The organism is Hyphomonas atlantica corrig. (assembly GCF_017795365.1).
Taxonomy (GTDB): Bacteria; Pseudomonadota; Alphaproteobacteria; order Caulobacterales; family Hyphomonadaceae; genus Hyphomonas; species Hyphomonas atlantica.
On sequence record NZ_CP051254.1, the window covers coordinates 358,895 to 375,917 of the forward strand.

Sequence of the window (17,023 nt, forward strand, 5' to 3'; positions counted from 1 at the left end):
CGAGCGTGCGAGCAGTGGGGTGGACGATACGTAGGTCAAGCCAACTCCTTTATCTCCTGCGGCATCATGGACTGAACGATGCTCCGGAACACATCTCCGCGATGTTCAAAATCGCGGAACTGGTCGAAACTCGCACAGGCAGGTGAAAGAAGAATGACCGGATTTTCGTCTCCGACCGCTTTTGCATCCTTAAATGCAGCCGCGACTGCTTTTTCGAGCGAGCCACAGGACTGAACAGCGACCTGCCCTCTCAGCGTGGCAGAGAATGGCTCCTCGGCCTCACCGATCAGATAGGCTTTCGTAATGTTCGGGAACAAGGGCGCGAGCGGCTTGATGCCTTCGGCCTTGGGCACGCCGCCAGCGATCCAGTAGGCATTCTTGTAGGCCTTCAACGCCTGCTCGGCTGCCTCGGCATTGGTTGCCTTGGAGTCGTTGACGAATTTCACGCCATCGATCTCGCCGACCATTTCCAGACGATGCGCAAGACCAGGGAAGGTGCGCAGGCCGTCCATGATCGCCTGCTGGTCCAGGCCAAGCGACCGGCAAGCCGCATAGGCCGCCGCAGCGTTCTGATGGTTGTGGCGTCCGGGCAGGGCCATGCAGTCGCGCAGATTGCCAATGTACTGGGCCTGCCCGTTGCAACTATCGTAAAGCCGTCCGTCCACGGCGCTGACGCCTCGGCCAAGCGCATAGGTGGACGAGGCCTGCAGGACCCGCGCCGGGCCATTTGCCGACAGACCGATGGCGATGGACTGGGTAATCACATCGTCAAACCCGATAACAGCGACATCGCGTTCTGTCTGGTTCTGGAAAATGCGCATCTTCGCGGCCTGGTAGCCTTCCATGCCGCCATGACGATCCAGATGGTCCGGTGTGATGTTCATCAGGACGGCCACGTCGCAATGCAGGCTCTTCACCAGATCCAGCTGGTAAGACGACAGCTCCAGCACATAGACCGCATTGGCATGCAGGGGCGCCAGGTCCAGGACGCCGGTGCCGATGTTTCCGCCGATGCGCACATCCCGGCCTGCCTGCTTCAGGATATGTCCGATCAGCGCCGTCGTGGTCGATTTGCCATTCGTGCCGGTGATGCCGACAATCTTCGGGCGGCCGCGTTCCGGCAATGCCTGCACGGCGCGGGCGAACAACTCCATGTCACCGACAATTGGCACATTGGTCATTTCCGCCATGCGCACGATGCGGTGTGGTTGAGGAAATTTGTAGGGCACGCCCGGCGACAGCACGAGCGCCGCGAAGGTCTGCCAGTCGCGTTTGTTGATGTCCGACAAGGTCAGGCCGGCGGCCTCTGCCTTGGCGCGGGTCTCTTCATTATCATCCCAGGCATGAACACGCGCGCCGCCAGCCTTCAGAGCCTTGGCAGCCGAGAGGCCTGTCCGGCCAAGGCCGAACACTGCAACATCTCTCCCCGCATATTCAGTAATCGGAATCATAAGTCTCCACTTACCTCAGCTTCAGGGTTGCGAGGCCCGCGAGGGCGAACAGGACGGACAGGATCCAGAACCGGGCGACGACGCGCGTCTCTGGCCAGTTCTTTTTCTGAAAATGGTGGTGCAGCGGCGCCATCAGGAAGATGCGCTTGCCTTCGCCGGTCAGTTTCCGCGTGATCTTGAACCAGCCGACCTGCATCATCACCGACAAGGCTTCGAGCACGAACAGGCCACCGATGATGACCAGCGCAAACTCATGCTTGGCTGCAACCGCCACGACGCCCAGCATGCCGCCGAGGCCCAGCGAGCCGGTATCGCCCATGAAGACCTTGGCCGGGTAGGCATTGTACCAGAGAAAGCCCATGCCCGCGCCAATCATGGCGCCAAGCAGAACGGCCAGCTCTCCCGTGCCGGGCGTGAACTGGATGCCGAGATAATCGGCGAACACGAAGTTACCCGTCAGGTAGGCGATCAGCGCATAGGACGCGGCGGCAAAGCTCATCGGCACGATGGCGAGGCCGTCGAGCCCATCGGTGAAGTTCACCGCGTTCGCGCTGCCGACCACAACGATCATTCCGAAAAGAATGAAGAAGGCGCCAAGCGGGAAGAAATAGTCATTCACAAAGGGCACGGCCACGCCGCCTGCAAAGGCCGGGTCAGCGGGCTCAACGCTCGTTTTCGGCGCGAGGTTGGCGATGGTCTTTGCCAGATCGTTCAGCGGCCCCCATTCGGCATGGCCTGCCGGTGTGTGTGCGCCGTGCAGGCCCATGATGAAGGCACAGGCCAGCGCCGCAATTCCGAAGCCGACCAGCAGGCGCAGCTTGGCCGAGACGCCCGCATCGGTCTGTTTGGAAACCTTGGCGAAATCGTCGAGGAAGCCGAGGAAGGCATAAGACAGGGTCACGAACAGGGTGACCCAGATGTACGGATTTTTCAGATTGCCCCAGAGCAATACACCAATGACCAGGCCGAACCAGATCAGGAAGCCGCCCATGGTTGGCGTGCCCTGCTTCGAGAGCTGGGCTTCCAGTGACAAGTCGCGGATCGGCTGCCCCTTACCCTGCCGGGCACGGAGGAAGTTGATCATCGCATCGCCGAACATCACCGTCACCAGGAAAGCCGTCACCACAGCGGCTCCCGAGCGGAAGGTGATATAGTTCAGAACATTGAATATACCGCTGTCTGCGGCCAGCCACTCATACAGCATCACCCAACCTTCGCGGTGCTTTCTGCCCCGCCTTCCATCTTACCCGTTGCCGACTCGCTCCATTGGCGAAGTCGGTCAGCTAGTTTCGCCATCCCGGACGCATTCGAGCCCTTGATCAAGAGCACATCTCCATCTCGGAGTGTATTTTGCAGAGGATTCCACAGCTCTTCCCAATTGCGTGCCCAGATCGGCTCGAACTGGGGCGGAAGTGAGTCCGCCAGATGAGTCATTTTGTCGCCTGACAGGAATATGGCAGCTGGCCCGGTATCTGCCACCGGATCCGCCAGGCCTGCATGCTCCGCATCCGATGTATCACCGATTTCCAGCATCTCGCCGAGCGCAATGAGGCGTCGTCCGCCACTGCGCCGCAAGAGGGCAGACAGCGATGCGCGCATGCTGGCCGGATTGGCATTATAGGCATCGTCGATCAGCGTGATCGCGCCGCCTTGTGGCAGGGCAATCTGTTCCGCCGTGCCCCGTCCCGGAGGCGGCGTGTACCCTGTCAGCGCCTCTGCGCAATCCTCGACCGCCAGCCCGGACTGGCTGGCCGCCAACACGGCTGCGGCAGCGTTCATCGCCCAATGCTCGCCAACAGCATTGATGGTGACCAGAACCGGCTTGCCGACGATGTCCAACTGGATGCGGCTTTCATTGCCATCGGTCTCATAGCCAACGACGCGGGCCGTGGCCTCGGCGCTTCGGCCAAAGCTTTCGAGATTTCCGGTCGGGCAAAAGCGCCGCGCGCGCCCGGCCAGGTATTCGAAGAATTCATCATCTGCGGGCAGGATAAACGTACCGCCAGCTTCAAGCCCGCTGAAGATGTCGGCCTTCTCATGCGCCACGGCGCTGAGCGATCCAAGCCCCTCAAGATGCGCCCCGGCAATGCAGGTGACAATGCCGGTTTGCGGACGAACCATCTGACTACGCGGCGCAATCTCGCCCGGCGTCGACATGCCGATCTCGAAGACAGCGCGGGTGGTTTCTTCCGGCATGCGCGCCAGCGTCAGCGGCACACCCCAGTGATTGTTGAAACTTTTGACATTCCAGTGCGCCGGGCCGAAGGCGCGATAGATCTGCGCCAGCATTTCCTTGACGCTGGTCTTGCCTGCCGAGCCCGTTACCGCTGTGCGGTGTGCGCCGCAGCGTACCCGCGCGGCCACACCCATCTGCTCCAACGCGGCAAGCACATCCTCGACCACGACTTGCGGCCCCAAACCGACCCGGCGCGAAACAAGTGCGCCCGCCGCCCCGGCGGCAAACGCCGCTTCGACAAAATCATGGCCATCGCGCTGGTCCGTCAGGGCAACGAACAAATCGCCCGGCTGCAGGCTGCGCGTGTCGATCGACACAGAGCCGGTCACCGCGAAGGGATCTGTGGCAGCGCCACCCGTCACGAGCGCAATATCTGAGGAGGTCCAGAGCGGCGCAGTCATCCGGCAACTCCCTTCAGGGCGTCGAGCGCCGTTTCCTGATCAGAGAACGGGATCACGTCCGCGCCAATGATCTGGCCGGTTTCGTGCCCCTTGCCAGCGATGACAAGCGTGTCGCCCTTTTGCAGTTCTGCGATCACTGTGCGGATCGCTTCGCCGCGATCCCCCATCTCGCGCGCGTCCGGCGCGGCTTCGAGAATGGCATGCCGGATCTGGTCCGGGTCTTCGGAGCGGGGATTGTCATCCGTGACGATCACATCATCGGCCTGGCGCGCGGCGATCTCGCCCATGAGCGGACGTTTCTTCGCATCCCGGTCCCCGCCGCAGCCGAAAATCACTTTCAGGCGCCCGGCCGTGTGCGGACGAACAGCCCGCAGCAATACGTCAAGCCCATCCGGCGTGTGAGCATAATCCACGAACACGCCCGCGCCTGCCTCGGTCTTGCCGACGAGTTCCAACCGGCCTTTTACGGGCTTAAGTTTCATCAGCCCGTCGACCACTTGCTCCGGCTCCATGCCGAGCGAGAGGCAGATTGCCGCCGCCGCGAGCGCGTTGAGCGCCTGGAATTCTCCAATAAGGGGCAGCTCAAATGGCTTCCATTCCACATCGCGCCAGAACAGGTTCAACACCTGTCCGGTTGCGCGCGGCATGATCTCGTCAATCCAGAGGTCTTCCCCGCGCCAGCCAAACGACACGACCTGAAGGCCATGATCTGTCGCGGCCTTTTCGAACACGTCACGATGGTCACTGTCAGCATTGACAATGGCCGGCATACCCTGACCGCCAAAATCACGGAACAGGCGCAGCTTCGCGTCGAGATATTCCTCCATCGTCGCATGATAATCGAGGTGGTCCTGCGTGAAGTTCAGGAACGCCACTGCCGACAAGTCCACGCCATCCAGGCGGTGCTGTTCCAGGCCGTGACTGGAGGCCTCCATCGCGCAATGGCTCACCCCCTGCCCGACCAGTTCGTGCAAGGTCTCGTGAATGGTCACCGGGTCTGGTGTTGTGTGGCCAACATCAATCTTGCCCTTCGGGCCGATGGCCCCGAGCGTGCCCATCGAGGCAGCAGACAGCCCTGCATTGGCCCAGATCTGGCGACAAAAATCGACCGTGGACGACTTTCCATTCGTTCCCGTCACGGCGGCAATCGTCTTTGGCTGCGCGGCATGAAACCGCTTCGCCGCCAGCGCCAGGGCCCGGCGTGGTTCGTCTGCAATGACGTGCGCTGCGCCCGTGACATCCACACCGCCCTCGGACAGGACTGCCACCGCGCCTTTTTCGACTGCTTGCGGAATGTAGTCCCGCCCATCCGACACAGTGCCCTTCAGCGCAGCAAACAGATAGCCCGGCGCGACACGGCGGCTGTCTGCCGTCATGCCTTTGATCTCGATATCGCCCTGCTCGATGAGCGGGAACAGGTCTTTCAAACTGGTCACAAGGAACTCCTCTTCTCCTCGCCGGAGCGGAGGGCTGCGCCAGCCGGGCGGATGTCCTCGAAGCGTGGGGCCAACCCGAGAAGCGGGGCTACACGCTCGATCATCCGTCCCGCTGCCGGAGCCGCATTGAACGCCGCCGTCGCGCCGATCTCCGATCCGGCCTTCGGATCATCCAGGGTGACGATCAGGGCATATTGGGGGCGATCATAGGGAAAGACTGCCGCAAAGCTCGTGACATTGCGGTCATCATCATATCCGCCATCGATCGGCTTCTCGGCGGTGCCAGTCTTTCCGGCGACGCGATAGCCCGCGACTTCGGCATTCTTGCCAGTGCCGGTGACCACCGCTTCGCGCATCATCACGTTCACCATGTCTGCCGTGAGGGCTGACATGACCCTTACCGGTTCAGGCCGCTCACGCGCAGGATCCATGAGCAGGGTCGGCTGAACCCGCTCTCCACCATTTGCAAAGGACGAGAAGGCCGCAAGGAACGCCATGGGCGATACGGCAATGCCGTGCCCATAGGACACGGTTGCGGAATAGAGATCATCAAACCGTTCCGGCAGGATGGGCGCGGAGCTGCCGGATAGTTCGATGGCTGCCCGTTCCATCAGGCCAGCACGGCGCAGGAAATCCTGCTGGCGGCGCGGACCGAGCTTCTCATTGATCCGCACCGTGCCAATGTTCGAGCTTTTGGAAATGATGTGCGTGACATCCGCATCGCCATAGAGCGGGTGATCATCCTCGATCGTGTACCCCCGGATTTCGAGCGGCTTGCGTACGTCAAACATCTCCTTGGGATGGATCACGCCCGCTTCGAGCGCGGCGGCGACGGTGAACGGCTTGAATATCGAGCCCAGCTCATAGACGGCGCCCGTTGCCCGGTTCAGGCGGGAAGGGTCAGTCATGGAAATGTCGATGGACCGGTTTGGATCAAAGGGTGGCCAGCTGGCCATCGCGCGGATTTCGCCAGTCTGCGCATCCATCAGGATCGCCGCACCGCCTTCGGCCTCGTGCTCAACGGCAGATATTGCCAGTTCTGCTTCCACCGCGGCCTGCACACCATTGTCGATGGTCAGACGGATCGGCTCACCTCCAGCGGCGAGGCGCTCGTCCTGGCTGTACTCGATGCCGCCTGCACCAACGCCATCGATGTTCGTATACCCGAGCACCTGACCAGCCAGCGTACCGCGCGGATAGGCCCGACGGCTCTCTTCTTCGAAGCGCAGGCCCTCAAGGCCCAGATCGAATACGGCCTGTCGGCGGCGCGGGGTCAGGCCGCGCTCTACCCAGACAAACTCCCGGCTCTGATCGGATAGGCGGCGCGTCATGTCCTCGACGTCCAGGTCCGGCAACACAGTCGCCAGGGCCTCAGCGACTTCAGCCCCGTCCCAGATCAGTTTCGGATTGGCGACCAGCGAATAGGCGCTAACAGATGTCGCCAGCAGCTCACCATTTCGGTCCACTATATCTGCGCGCACCACACGCTCGGATTTCAGGCCTTCGCCGCGCGCAGGGGTCTTCTCGCCCGCAAGCGAGAGATAGCCGGCCTTTCCAGCCAGAACGACAAACAGCGCGCCGATCGCAAGACCAGCCAGCCGTGTCCGGTTCCGGGAGGCTTCGCTCACTCGGGCGCCTCCCCGTCCAGATCGGGTTCAGGGGTCTTCACAGCCAGGCTGTTCGGCTCGCCCACCAGCGCGTCGAGATCGCCCTCGGAGGCCATCTGCTCCGGCTTCGGCGGAGCCATGCCCAGCTCGGTGCGGGCGTATTCTTCAATCCATTCGCGACGGCTCATATGAGACAGCTCCGTCTCAAGCAGCGCCTTTTCGGATTCTGCGGCTTCGATCTGGGCTTCAATGGCCATCAATTCAGCGGCGGTATCCTTCGCGCCGTATTTTGCCCGATAGAGGCTGACAATCAGCAGGCCGATCACGACCAGTCCAAACAGGAATGCGCGGCGACTCATAGGGCGTCCTCCAGATCCGAGATGGGCGGCAAATTCATGCCGTCGCTGGCTTCATCCTCAATGGCAGGCGCGCTGGTCCGGATCGCGGCCCGCAACTTGGCAGACCGTGCGCGCGGATTGCCTTCAACTTCGTTAGCACCGGGCAGGATCGCCTTTGAAACCGGGAGATCGAAGGTCGCCCCCGGCCCCTGCTCAGCGACCGGCATGTGACGCGACCCGCCGCCCGCCTTGCCGGCACGGTTCTTCAGCCATTGCTTGACGAGGCGGTCTTCCAGCGAATGGAAGGTGACAATCACCAGCCGCCCACCGGGGCGCAGAATCCGCTCTGCAGCGTGCAGCGCGCGGGCCAGCTCGCCCAGCTCGTCATTCACATACATGCGGATCGCCTGGAAGGTCAGCGTCGCCGGGTGGATGCGCGCGCCCTTGCGCCCGCCCACAGCGATCTCGACCGTTTCAGCCAGTTCCGTTGTTGTCTCGAATGGCGCGTCGGCGCGGCGCGCAACAATGGCCCGCGCAATGCGGCGGGACTGCTTTTCCTCGCCCAGACGGAAAATGATGTTGGCGAGATCCCGCTCAGCCATCTGATTGACCACGTCCGCGGCGCTTGGGCCGATTGCCCCCATGCGCATATCCAGCGGACCATGTTTCATGAAGGAAAATCCGCGCTCAGCCTGGTCGATCTGGAAACTGGACACGCCAATGTCCAGCACCACGCCGTCGACAGCCTCATGACCTGCCGCCTCGGCCAGTTCATCCATGTCACCGAAGCATCCGGGTAGCGGAACGAGTCGTTCCGTTTCCACCTGAAGCGCCTTGGCGCGGGCAATGGCGTCTTCATCCCGATCAATCGCCAGCAGGGTGCAATTCGCGGCGGTCAGGATGGCGCGGCTGTAACCGCCGCCACCGAATGTGCCATCAATGATCACGTCACCATCGCGCGGCGCGAGCCATTCGACCACTTCATCCAGCATGACCGGCTTGTGGCCAGTGTCCGCTGCAGGGAGTGCTGGGGAATCTGACGCCATCAGCCCTCTCCCCCATCAACAAGCTTCAATGCTGCGCCGCCATTTGCTTGCTGCATCAGCACTTCGGAATAGGCCTGGCCCAACGCCTCAAGCGTGTCTTCCTTGGCGGCCTCGGCAGCCATCGCATCGAAGTGCTCGGCATGGCGATCCGGATTCCAGATCTGGAAACTGTCCATATTGCCGGCGAACTTCACGCGGCCGTCGAGGCCAGCCGCCTTGATCAGTTCATCTGTTAGCTTGATCCGGCCGGTGTCATCCATCTTGAGGTCAGCCGATCCGGCGATGATGCGGGTAACCAGGGCCTTGCGTGCAGGGGAGTGGGGCGCAAGGCGCGTCAGCGTGGCGCGATACATCGCCATCAGGGCTTCACCGCCGCCTTCGAGACAGCCTGAACCATCCAGTGCCGACCACAGGAAGATACGATTTCCGCCACCCAACGCCGCGCGAAAGGGTGCGGGTATGGACACCCGTCCTTTAGCATCAATTGCGCTTTCATAGGTGGAAACAAACACCCGCTAACCCTGTCTTGAAATGCCTCAACCCCACATGGGTAAACCATGTATTAACGTGGAGTATCATGGGACAGTATGGGCCTCAATGGGCGCTGTGGATGAATCGAAGTATCCACACGCCTTAAACGCAGGAACAAATAACAAATATTAGCAGAACAAATCAGAACCTGCGGATGGGCCAGTATGGGCTTTGCGAAAATTTCCGTTGTGAATCAGGTTCCTGAAGCCCCCTGCCCGGTCCGCCAGGCCTGATCACGCCGGATATGTCATTTTTTGATGAATTCCACAGTTCGTTTCGCAAGCGACCTGATATCGGGCAGACCGACCTCTTTTCACTCACGCAATGCTTGCCCTCATTGAAAAAGCCCCGAAGCAATGCTTCGAGGCCTTCAAGTAATCAGCAAAAGCGTCCTGACTGAGATCAGGCTGGCGCGGTCGCTGTAACAGCTTCTGCAGCCAGAACGCGCGCCACGGCATTTACCACCGCGCCGATACGGATGCCTGCCTGCACCTGTTCCGCCGACAAGCCATGCTTGCGCAACTCGGCCTCGTGCGCGTCGAGACACATGCCACAGCCATTCACGGCCGACACGCCCAGCGAATAGAGCTCGAAGTCTGCCTTCTCGATGCCCGGCGCGCCGATCACATTCATCCGCAGCTTGGCTGGCAGGGTTTTGTAGGTCGGTGCGCTGATCAGGTGGATCGAGCGGTAATAGACATTGTTCATGCCCATGATGGCGCTGGCCGCCTTGGCTGCCTTGATCGCCTCGGGGCTCAGCTTCTCTTCCGCTTCGGCCCGCAGCGCGGTCAGCGTCTGCGGCTCGCCCACGGCATGGGCGCAGGCCAGGAAGCAGCCATATTTCTGTTGGTCGCTCAGCAATTGCTCGTTCATCAACGAACCGAGATTGAGCTTAAGGTCCTTCGCATAGTCAGGCAGCGAAGATTTCAGGGACTCGATAGACATGAATCCTCATCCTTCCGGGATCAGTAATTAGATTTCGATGTGACGGGAGCGAAGTGGCCCGACAAGCCTGTAAGGCTGGGTGGGAGGGGAGTGCCAACGTCCGTGGAACTGGGTGGACGATGGGCCTGCCGGGCCATGCGTCACGCTGATGGGAAGACGCTCCTAGGGGTGGGGGAGGGAGAGGAGCATCTTCCCGGGAGTATCAGCGTGCGCTCATTATATGCGCGAACTAGGCAGCTGGTTCCAAAGTTTCTCCGCCGACCGGGCGGTTACATGGGCACAGCTCGTCAGTTTGCAGGGCGTCAAGCACGCGAAGCGTGTCTGCCGGGCTGCGGCCGACGTTCAGATTGGTGACGTAAACGTGCTGGATGACGTTGTGTGGGTCGACAACGAAGGTCGCACGATAGGCAACGCCTTCAGACGGCTCGCGCACGCCCAGACCGTCAACCAGCTCGCCGCGCGTATCAGCGAATTGCCAGATTGGCAGTTCTGCGAGGTCTGCGTGGTCGCGGCGCCATGCCAGCTTCACGAACTCGTTGTCAGTCGAACCGCCGAGCACAACCGCGTCGCGGTCTTCGAAGTCGCCAGCCAGACGGGCAAATTCAGCAATTTCAGTCGGGCAAACGAAAGTGAAGTCTTTCGGGTAGAAGAAGATGACCTTCCACTTGCCTTCAAAGGAATCCTGCGTGATCGGCTCGAACGCGCTCTCGCCGTTCTGCTCATGCTGCATGAATTTCGGCTTTACGCCGGTGACAGTGAACTCGGGAAGCTTTTCGCCAATGCCAAGCATAGTGATTCTCCTGGGTAAGATTTTTTGCTGCCGGGACGGTGGGCCCGGTTGGGCTGCCTTTACGCAGATGCGGCAAAAAGAAAAATTGATAATTTCCATTCCCGGTATAGATGGAATCTATGATTATACCCACACTCCGCCAACTGCAGTATCTAGTGGCCCTTGGAGAGACCGGATCCTTCTCCAGAGCCGCTGAAGCGTGCCATGTGACGCAGCCTACCCTGTCGGCTGGCATCAAGGAATTGGAAGACCTGCTCGGCGTGAAACTGGCCGAACGCGAACCTCGCGGCGCGAAGCTGACCCATGCAGGTGAACTCGCCGTTTCACGCGCCAATGCTCTGATCAATGACGCGCATTCCCTCGTGCAATCCGTTCAGAGCGCTGGCGCCTTGCTGACAGGCCCCTTCCATCTCGGCGCCATCCCGACGATTGCGCCTTTCGTGCTGCCCGCAGCGGTGCGGGCCCTCAGCGAGCAATTCCCCGCCCTGAAACTGTACCTGCACGAAGAGAAGACCCCGCGCCTGATCGACCAATTACGGACCCGCACGCTGGATGCGGCCCTGATCGCCCTGCCTTGGGACGTGCCGGGAATCGAAATGCTGCCGCTATTCGACGATGAGTTCCTGTTTGCCGCGCCCGCCTCTCACCCTTTGGCACACAAGAACGCACTGTCGCCTGAAGACCTGTCTGGCGAGAACATGCTGCTGCTGGAAGACGGGCACTGTCTGCGCGACCATGCGCTGTCCATCTGCCGCATGAAGACGGGCAACTCGACCGAACAGGTTGCGGCAACATCGCTCGGCACCCTCGTCAACATGATTGCGGGCGGCCTCGGCGTATCATTGCTGCCAAAGCTGGCGACCAACAATGGCCTGAATATCGGGCCAGACGTGGCGCTCAGGGAATTCGTGAACCCTGTTGTTGGGCGACAGATCGGCATCGCCTGGCGCACCGGCAGTCCCCGAGAGGCCGACGCCCGGAAGATCGGCGAAATCGTGAAAGCCGCCACGCACCATTAGTCCCCTGCCCCAGTTTTCGTCACGGCGTAAGGATTGACGCCTCCTGGCACGGGGGCTATTAGATAACGCGTTATATAACCGATTATGGATTAACTCGATGTCGCAAGATATTCTGGAACAGGTTGGCTATCTGGGTCTGGCCAGCCGATTGAAACGCCTCGCCGACCGGCTACAGGCCGAAGCGGTCAGCGTGTTCGGCAATCGCGCCTATCCGATCCAGACTACGCATTTTCCCCTGATCGCCGCACTGGAGGCGAGCGGGCCGCTCAGCGTGTCCGCCGCAGTGGAGGCCACCGGCGTCAGCCAGCCCGCCATCACGCGCATTCACAATGCCCTGCAGGGCATGGGCCTGACCGATACGCGAGCCGTTGAGGGCGACAATCGCCAGAAGGAAATATTCCTTACACCCGCTGGTCAGGCGCTCGTCGCCGAAATGCGCGCCAGCTTCTGGCCCGCTGTACGCGACGCCGCGCAGCAGCTCTGCGCGTTTCCGGACCATGACCTGCTTGCCGAAATCAGCCTCGTGGAATCGCGCCTTGCCGAGCATCCGCTCTCTGCCCGGATCGAGCATGTCGCCAACCCCGCTGGGCTGGAAATCCTGGAGTTCACGGATGACCTCGCCCCGCATTTCGACCGGATCTCGCGCGAATGGGTGGAAGAGATGTTCCGGCTGGAGGCCGAAGACATCGCCATGATCGAAAATCCGCGCGCGAAAGTGATCGACAAGGGCGGTACGATTCTCTTCGTCCGCGACCCCGAGTTGGGCATCATTGGCACCTGCGCCTTGATGCCTATGGAAGATGGCGGCGTGGAACTGACCAAGATGGGCGTCCTGAGTTCCGCGCGGGGTCGTCGCGCCGGAGACTTCCTGATGCGCCAGATCCTGAAACGCGCCCGCGAAATGAAGGTGCAGGACCTGTTCCTGCTGACCAATTCAAAATGCGAGGCGGCCATCCGCCTGTATGAGAAGTACGGCTTTCGGCATGACGCGGAAATCATGCTCCGCTTTGGCCACCGCTATGAACGCTGCGATGTGACCATGTCCTATGCGATGCCAACCCCCAACTAAAAAGCCCCGCCGATGTGGCGAGGCTTTCCGTCCGGTCTTGGCCGGAAACTCCCTTTGCACCTTGGCCTAGCTTGCCTTGCGCTCGTCCCGCACGTCGAGATCATACTCACGCACCTTGCGGTAGAGCGTTGAGCGCCCGATGCCCAGGCGACGTGACACCTCGCTCATATGCCCCTCATAGAAATCAATCGCATACTGAAGGATATCGCGCTCGATATCATTCAACGCACGAATCTCTCCGACCTCATCCTGAATGGCAACCGGACCATTACCGCCGGTCTGGGGCACCGTATCGGCAGCCGCTGGCATGACGCCGGCAGGCGTTTGCGGCAACATGGACACATCCGGCATCTGGCCGGAGATCTGCGGGAAATCCTGCGGGCGCAGCTGATCGCCATCACACAGCACCACTGCACGGAAGACTGCATTTTCCAGCTGGCGGACGTTACCCGGCCAGTCATAGGCATAAAGCATCTTCATCGTGTCGTCGGCAACGCCGGACACCTTTGCGCCTTCGCTGGCATTGAAGCGGCTGACGAAATGATCGACCAGCGCCGGAATGTCATCGCGGCGTTCGCGCAGCGCCGGCATGTCGATCGGGTACACATTGAGGCGATAGAACAGGTCTTCGCGGAACGTGCCTTCGGACACTTGCTGCGACAGATCTCGGTTCGTGGCCGAGATGATCCGCACGTCCACCTTGGTCGGGCGGCGCGAGCCAACAGCGTCCACCTCCCCTTCCTGCAGGGCACGGAGCAGTTTGACCTGCGCATCCAGCGGCAGCTCCCCGACTTCGTCCAGGAACAGCGTGCCGCCATCGGCCTCGACAAACTTGCCGAGCGACTTTGACACAGCCCCGGTAAAGGCCCCCTTCTCGTGGCCGAACAGGATCGACTCAACCAGGTTTTCCGGAATGGCGCCGCAGTTCACCGTCACGAAGGGCTTTCCGGCCCGGCCGGACGCGCCCTGGATACAGCGGGCAACGACTTCCTTACCCACACCGCTTTCCCCCAGGATCAGGACCGGAATCTCAGAGCTCGCCGCGCGTTCAGCCAGGCGAACCACCTGACGCATCGGCGCCGCGCTGGCGATCATGTCGTCAAAGCTCATGCCGCCTTCTGCCTTGCGGGACAGGCGCTTGACCTCCCCCGACAAGGTTTGCAGCTTCAGCGCATTCTGGATCGAGACAACGACGCGTTCGGGGTTGGCGGGCTTCACGATGAAATCGACCGCACCGCGACGCATGGATTGGACAATCGTGTCGATCCCGCTCGTGGCGGTCAGCATGATCACCGGCAGGTCCGACCGTTTGGCCGAAAGACGCTCCAGCGTGTCCATGCCCGACAGGCCCGGCATGGTCAGGTCCAGCAGGACCACATCAATGCCGTCCTTCGGATCCGACGCGAGCGCAAGCCCCGCCTCACCGTCCGGAGCCGTGCGACACGCGAAGCCGGCCTTTTCAACTGCTGCTTGTAAAAGCCGCCGCTGGGTTGGATCGTCATCAATTACCAAAACCGTCTTTGCCATAGCAAATACTACCCTTCCATGCCCCCGTCCCGACCTGCTCGTCGGTCCGTGAAATTCACTGTCTGACACAAAGCGGAACAGGTTCGTCCCGTATCGTTACGCCCCGTTCTGACACACTGAGGTGGAAATCCCGTTGAATGGATCGGTCAAATTTGATGCAAAATTTTCCAGCCCCGGGCATATGGAACATCATTCACGCTTTGTGTCCGAACGTTTCAACTCGCGTGTTAGGGGAACCTCTACTTTAACCGTCCCCTGACAGTTGAATCGCAATTCTGGAAAGTACGTGTTCTGTAGTAACCAAAACAGAACACAAAGCTTACCGAATCTGAACCTCGAGGCCCCTCGCGCGACCGCATGCGCGCCAGTGCGCTTGCAACGAGAGACCGCCTTCAGCCGTCGAGCATAACAATTGCGAGAGCTGGAAAAAAAATCCGCAAACCCGCATCGACAAAGCTTTGAAAACTTTCTAGTCAGCTGAGCTTCATCTGGCGTAGGGTATCCCTTTGGGGGAGCGCAAGAAACTCGGGGAAGAGACTCATCCTGACGAAGAGAAATCGCCACTTCGATAGTGATGGCACGGGCCGTTCGCGCTCGGACGATATTCTGCGCGAAGCGCTGAGAAAATCCTTTGAAGACAGCCTGAAAGCCCCGCCATCACAGCGTTTGGAAGATCTCATGCGGGAATTGCGCAAGAAGGAAAAGGCCAAGAAAGACGGCGCATAAGCGCCGCCTCGCAGGGTGCAGCCCTCGCCTGTCCTGCTACAGGTCTTCCGGCTGTTGCCGCACCACTCCGGCCAGCAATGCCGGCGACAGGGGGCGGCGAAACTTCACGCCCACCACCTCATCCTGACGCCAGTGCTGATCGCACTCCACGCGGAAGCTTGCATCGCCCGGCGTGGTTTTCACGAGCAGGTAAAACGTGTCGGGAAGGTTGCCCCACCCCCCGACTTGCAGCCACGCGCCCTTTGCGCAGATATCGCGCACCTGCACGCTGCGGGCCTGTGTGTAGTCGTCCAGAACGATCCAGGCGGATACGTTTTCCTGCACAACATCGTTGTGTGGCAATTCAGGAAGGCCCCGACCGAAGTCAGGGTCGAAATTTGCGAAGTCGGTCATCAGAGTCCAACGCTTGACGTTATAGTGGTTTCCAGCCCTTAACGAATGTGTACAGGGCATAGTTACTTATGCAAGCTTTAGCCCACGTAGAACTGCGCCCTGATCAAAATAGGGTCTTTCGCAAATTATCTTGTCGCTGCCAGGGGCGAACTCGAACGAGGCCGCCATCCGCACCCTGAAGTTGTGCCCGGTTGGCGGGATCACCCGGTCCCCCACCCTCAATGGGCCGGTATGCGTGCCGGTTAACCAGAATTCGACCAACACCGTGTCGGCCGCCTCATCGGCGGCAATCGAGATGATTTCATTGTCCTGGTCCGGGAAGGGCGTGCGCGACAGCTCGAAATAGCGACGCACGGCATCCGCCCCGTCAAACACCTGCCCGCCCCCATGCATCTCATATCGCGGATGCTCAAACGTCGCGATCACCGCATCCCAATCATGCGTGACCTCCAACGCCATATGACGACGGACAGTCTCGATACGGGATTGGGTGAGGGCGGGCATGGTGGCTATCCTACACTCTCAGAGTGGAAACAACGAAATTCACAGTCGGCCACTTTTCGCCAGCTTCCAATAATGCTCACCAAGAACTGTCAACTTGCACGACTTCGACTGCATCGCCGCATGCCACATATGCGGAGCGTCAACTGGCACCACCAAATTTACGCGATTGTACTTCTGCAATGTCGCAAAAACAGCGGTGTTTTCGGGATTTGGGCACTCTCCCTCCGGCTCAAAACTAGGATCAAGCGGAAACTCACTCCCGACATCTTCGAATAATGCAGGAAGCTTTTGCAGCTCTTCTAATGAAATGGGGGGCTGTACAGTCCTCAAAGAAACAAAACTTCTAACATTTGTCTTAAAAACCGGTCGTTGGGCCCAAGCACCTAGTGACTGATCAATGTGGGCATAGATACTACCAGGGGTAATATCGCCAAGCAGATTTGCTGCAGCTCCTTCCAACGCATCCACTAACAGGGTTGTGAAAACTCCAGAACCATTTTCTTCCATTGCATATTGATCGGCTGTGGACGCCGTGAGGATCGTCATCCCTTCGGAAAGTTCGGAAATATGCGCCGCTCCTTGTCTTTGACCAGCAACACCTGCGTGACAACAATCTAGTACTATTAGTTTGTTTCGCGCTGAAGAGGCATTTGCAAATGCTAGAATATCGCTGACCGCGACACCATCATCGCCAGACTGAACGTCGCTAGCGCACAAATACCCGCCGGTTTATTCTATATGACCGTGACCGGAAAAATAGAGCAATGCGATTTCGGAATCGTCGGCAAATAAGGATTCGATGGCTGTTCGAAGGCCAGTTCTAGAAATTCCAGCATTTGCCCCTGTCGCGGTGATCAATCGGACGTCGAAGTTTTTCGTAGAGTCGCCATTTCTCTCTAATACCGATTTCACAGCATACGCATCATTCACACAACCATACAGGGGGTCTACTGCTTTGTAGTAGTCAATACCAACAACAAGGGCTCTGCGCATCTCATGCCTCC

Annotated in this window: 15 protein-coding genes and 1 pseudogene; 2 read left to right on the forward strand and 14 right to left on the reverse strand. The window is 60.0% G+C overall.

The annotated features are described in order from the left end of the window. Positions 1-35 precede the first annotated feature (35 nt). From murD to HF931_RS01780, 10 genes are all read right to left on the reverse strand, one after another. Positions 36-1,451, reverse strand: a complete 1,416-nt coding sequence (gene murD, locus HF931_RS01735; protein WP_035554407.1) for a UDP-N-acetylmuramoyl-L-alanine--D-glutamate ligase — start codon at positions 1,449-1,451, stop codon at positions 36-38. A gap of 10 nt (positions 1,452-1,461) precedes the next feature. Further along, complete coding sequence (mraY, locus tag HF931_RS01740; protein WP_273241632.1) at positions 1,462-2,655, reverse strand: phospho-N-acetylmuramoyl-pentapeptide-transferase; 1,194 nt, start codon at positions 2,653-2,655, stop codon at positions 1,462-1,464. Then, on the reverse strand, positions 2,655-4,088 hold the full coding sequence (locus tag HF931_RS01745; protein ID WP_273241633.1) for a UDP-N-acetylmuramoyl-tripeptide--D-alanyl-D-alanine ligase: 1,434 nt from the start codon (positions 4,086-4,088) through the stop codon (positions 2,655-2,657). Before HF931_RS01745 ends, mraY begins: the two co-directional genes overlap by 1 nt. Then, a complete protein-coding gene (locus tag HF931_RS01750) occupies positions 4,085-5,524 on the reverse strand; it encodes a UDP-N-acetylmuramoyl-L-alanyl-D-glutamate--2,6-diaminopimelate ligase (protein ID WP_273241634.1) in 1,440 nt (479 codons plus the stop codon). Before HF931_RS01750 ends, HF931_RS01745 begins: the two co-directional genes overlap by 4 nt. Next, positions 5,521-7,152, reverse strand: coding sequence for a peptidoglycan D,D-transpeptidase FtsI family protein (locus HF931_RS01755; protein ID WP_273241636.1), 1,632 nt, complete (start codon positions 7,150-7,152; stop codon positions 5,521-5,523). Before HF931_RS01755 ends, HF931_RS01750 begins: the two co-directional genes overlap by 4 nt. After that, positions 7,149-7,490 (reverse strand): cell division protein FtsL, encoded by a 342-nt coding sequence (gene ftsL, locus HF931_RS01760; RefSeq protein ID WP_273241637.1) that lies wholly within the window; start codon positions 7,488-7,490, stop codon positions 7,149-7,151. The genes HF931_RS01755 and ftsL overlap by 4 nt, the downstream gene beginning before the upstream one ends. Next, the gene (gene rsmH / locus HF931_RS01765) at positions 7,487-8,515 is read right to left on the reverse strand and encodes a 16S rRNA (cytosine(1402)-N(4))-methyltransferase RsmH (protein WP_273241638.1); all 1,029 of its coding nucleotides are present in this window, start codon (positions 8,513-8,515) and stop codon (positions 7,487-7,489) included. The genes ftsL and rsmH overlap by 4 nt, the downstream gene beginning before the upstream one ends. Further along, positions 8,515-9,027 (reverse strand): division/cell wall cluster transcriptional repressor MraZ, encoded by a 513-nt coding sequence (locus HF931_RS01770; protein ID WP_273011712.1) that lies wholly within the window; start codon positions 9,025-9,027, stop codon positions 8,515-8,517. The genes rsmH and HF931_RS01770 overlap by 1 nt, the downstream gene beginning before the upstream one ends. Before the next feature lie 421 nt (positions 9,028-9,448). Further along, positions 9,449-9,991 carry a carboxymuconolactone decarboxylase family protein gene (locus HF931_RS01775; protein ID WP_273241639.1) on the reverse strand — a complete coding sequence of 181 codons (543 nt, stop codon included), beginning with the start codon at positions 9,989-9,991 and terminating at the stop codon, positions 9,449-9,451. Between the two features lie 229 nt (positions 9,992-10,220). Beyond that, positions 10,221-10,781, reverse strand: coding sequence for a peroxiredoxin (locus HF931_RS01780; protein ID WP_035554395.1), 561 nt, complete (start codon positions 10,779-10,781; stop codon positions 10,221-10,223). A gap of 119 nt (positions 10,782-10,900) precedes the next feature. Between HF931_RS01780 and HF931_RS01785 the strand changes: the two genes are divergently transcribed. Further along, entirely contained in the window at positions 10,901-11,800 is a 900-nt protein-coding gene (locus HF931_RS01785; RefSeq protein ID WP_035554579.1) for a hydrogen peroxide-inducible genes activator, read from the forward strand. 97 nt (positions 11,801-11,897) lie between these two features. Further along, complete coding sequence (locus tag HF931_RS01790) at positions 11,898-12,869, forward strand: bifunctional helix-turn-helix transcriptional regulator/GNAT family N-acetyltransferase (protein WP_273241640.1); 972 nt, start codon at positions 11,898-11,900, stop codon at positions 12,867-12,869. 66 nt (positions 12,870-12,935) lie between these two features. Here the strand turns inward: HF931_RS01790 and HF931_RS01795 are convergent, their stop codons facing one another. The 4 genes and pseudogenes from HF931_RS01795 to HF931_RS01810 form a co-directional block, all read right to left on the reverse strand. Beyond that, positions 12,936-14,396, reverse strand: a complete 1,461-nt coding sequence (locus HF931_RS01795) for a sigma-54-dependent transcriptional regulator (RefSeq protein WP_035554391.1) — start codon at positions 14,394-14,396, stop codon at positions 12,936-12,938. A 762-nt stretch (positions 14,397-15,158) separates the two neighbouring features. After that, complete coding sequence (locus HF931_RS01800) at positions 15,159-15,515, reverse strand: hypothetical protein (protein WP_273241642.1); 357 nt, start codon at positions 15,513-15,515, stop codon at positions 15,159-15,161. A 66-nt stretch (positions 15,516-15,581) separates the two neighbouring features. After that, on the reverse strand, positions 15,582-16,019 hold the full coding sequence (locus HF931_RS01805; protein ID WP_273241643.1) for an ester cyclase: 438 nt from the start codon (positions 16,017-16,019) through the stop codon (positions 15,582-15,584). A gap of 39 nt (positions 16,020-16,058) precedes the next feature. After that, positions 16,059-17,012 (reverse strand): annotated as a pseudogene (locus HF931_RS01810) (caspase family protein). Positions 17,013-17,023: the final 11 nt, after the last annotated feature.

Coding starts and splice junctions, on each gene's coding strand:
- murD (WP_035554407.1), bottom strand. CDS start 1,451: ATGATTCCGATTACTGAATATGCGGGGAGAGATGTTGCAGTGTTCGGC.
- mraY (WP_273241632.1), bottom strand. CDS start 2,655: ATGCTGTATGAGTGGCTGGCCGCAGACAGCGGTATATTCAATGTTCTG.
- HF931_RS01745 (WP_273241633.1), bottom strand. CDS start 4,088: ATGACTGCGCCGCTCTGGACCTCCTCAGATATTGCGCTCGTGACGGGT.
- ftsL (WP_273241637.1), bottom strand. CDS start 7,490: ATGAGTCGCCGCGCATTCCTGTTTGGACTGGTCGTGATCGGCCTGCTG.
- rsmH (WP_273241638.1), bottom strand. CDS start 8,515: ATGGCGTCAGATTCCCCAGCACTCCCTGCAGCGGACACTGGCCACAAG.
- HF931_RS01775 (WP_273241639.1), bottom strand. CDS start 9,991: ATGTCTATCGAGTCCCTGAAATCTTCGCTGCCTGACTATGCGAAGGAC.
- HF931_RS01780 (WP_035554395.1), bottom strand. CDS start 10,781: ATGCTTGGCATTGGCGAAAAGCTTCCCGAGTTCACTGTCACCGGCGTA.
- HF931_RS01785 (WP_035554579.1), top strand. CDS start 10,901: ATGATTATACCCACACTCCGCCAACTGCAGTATCTAGTGGCCCTTGGA.
- HF931_RS01790 (WP_273241640.1), top strand. CDS start 11,898: ATGTCGCAAGATATTCTGGAACAGGTTGGCTATCTGGGTCTGGCCAGC.
- HF931_RS01795 (WP_035554391.1), bottom strand. CDS start 14,396: ATGGCAAAGACGGTTTTGGTAATTGATGACGATCCAACCCAGCGGCGG.
- HF931_RS01800 (WP_273241642.1), bottom strand. CDS start 15,515: ATGACCGACTTCGCAAATTTCGACCCTGACTTCGGTCGGGGCCTTCCT.
- HF931_RS01805 (WP_273241643.1), bottom strand. CDS start 16,019: ATGCCCGCCCTCACCCAATCCCGTATCGAGACTGTCCGTCGTCATATG.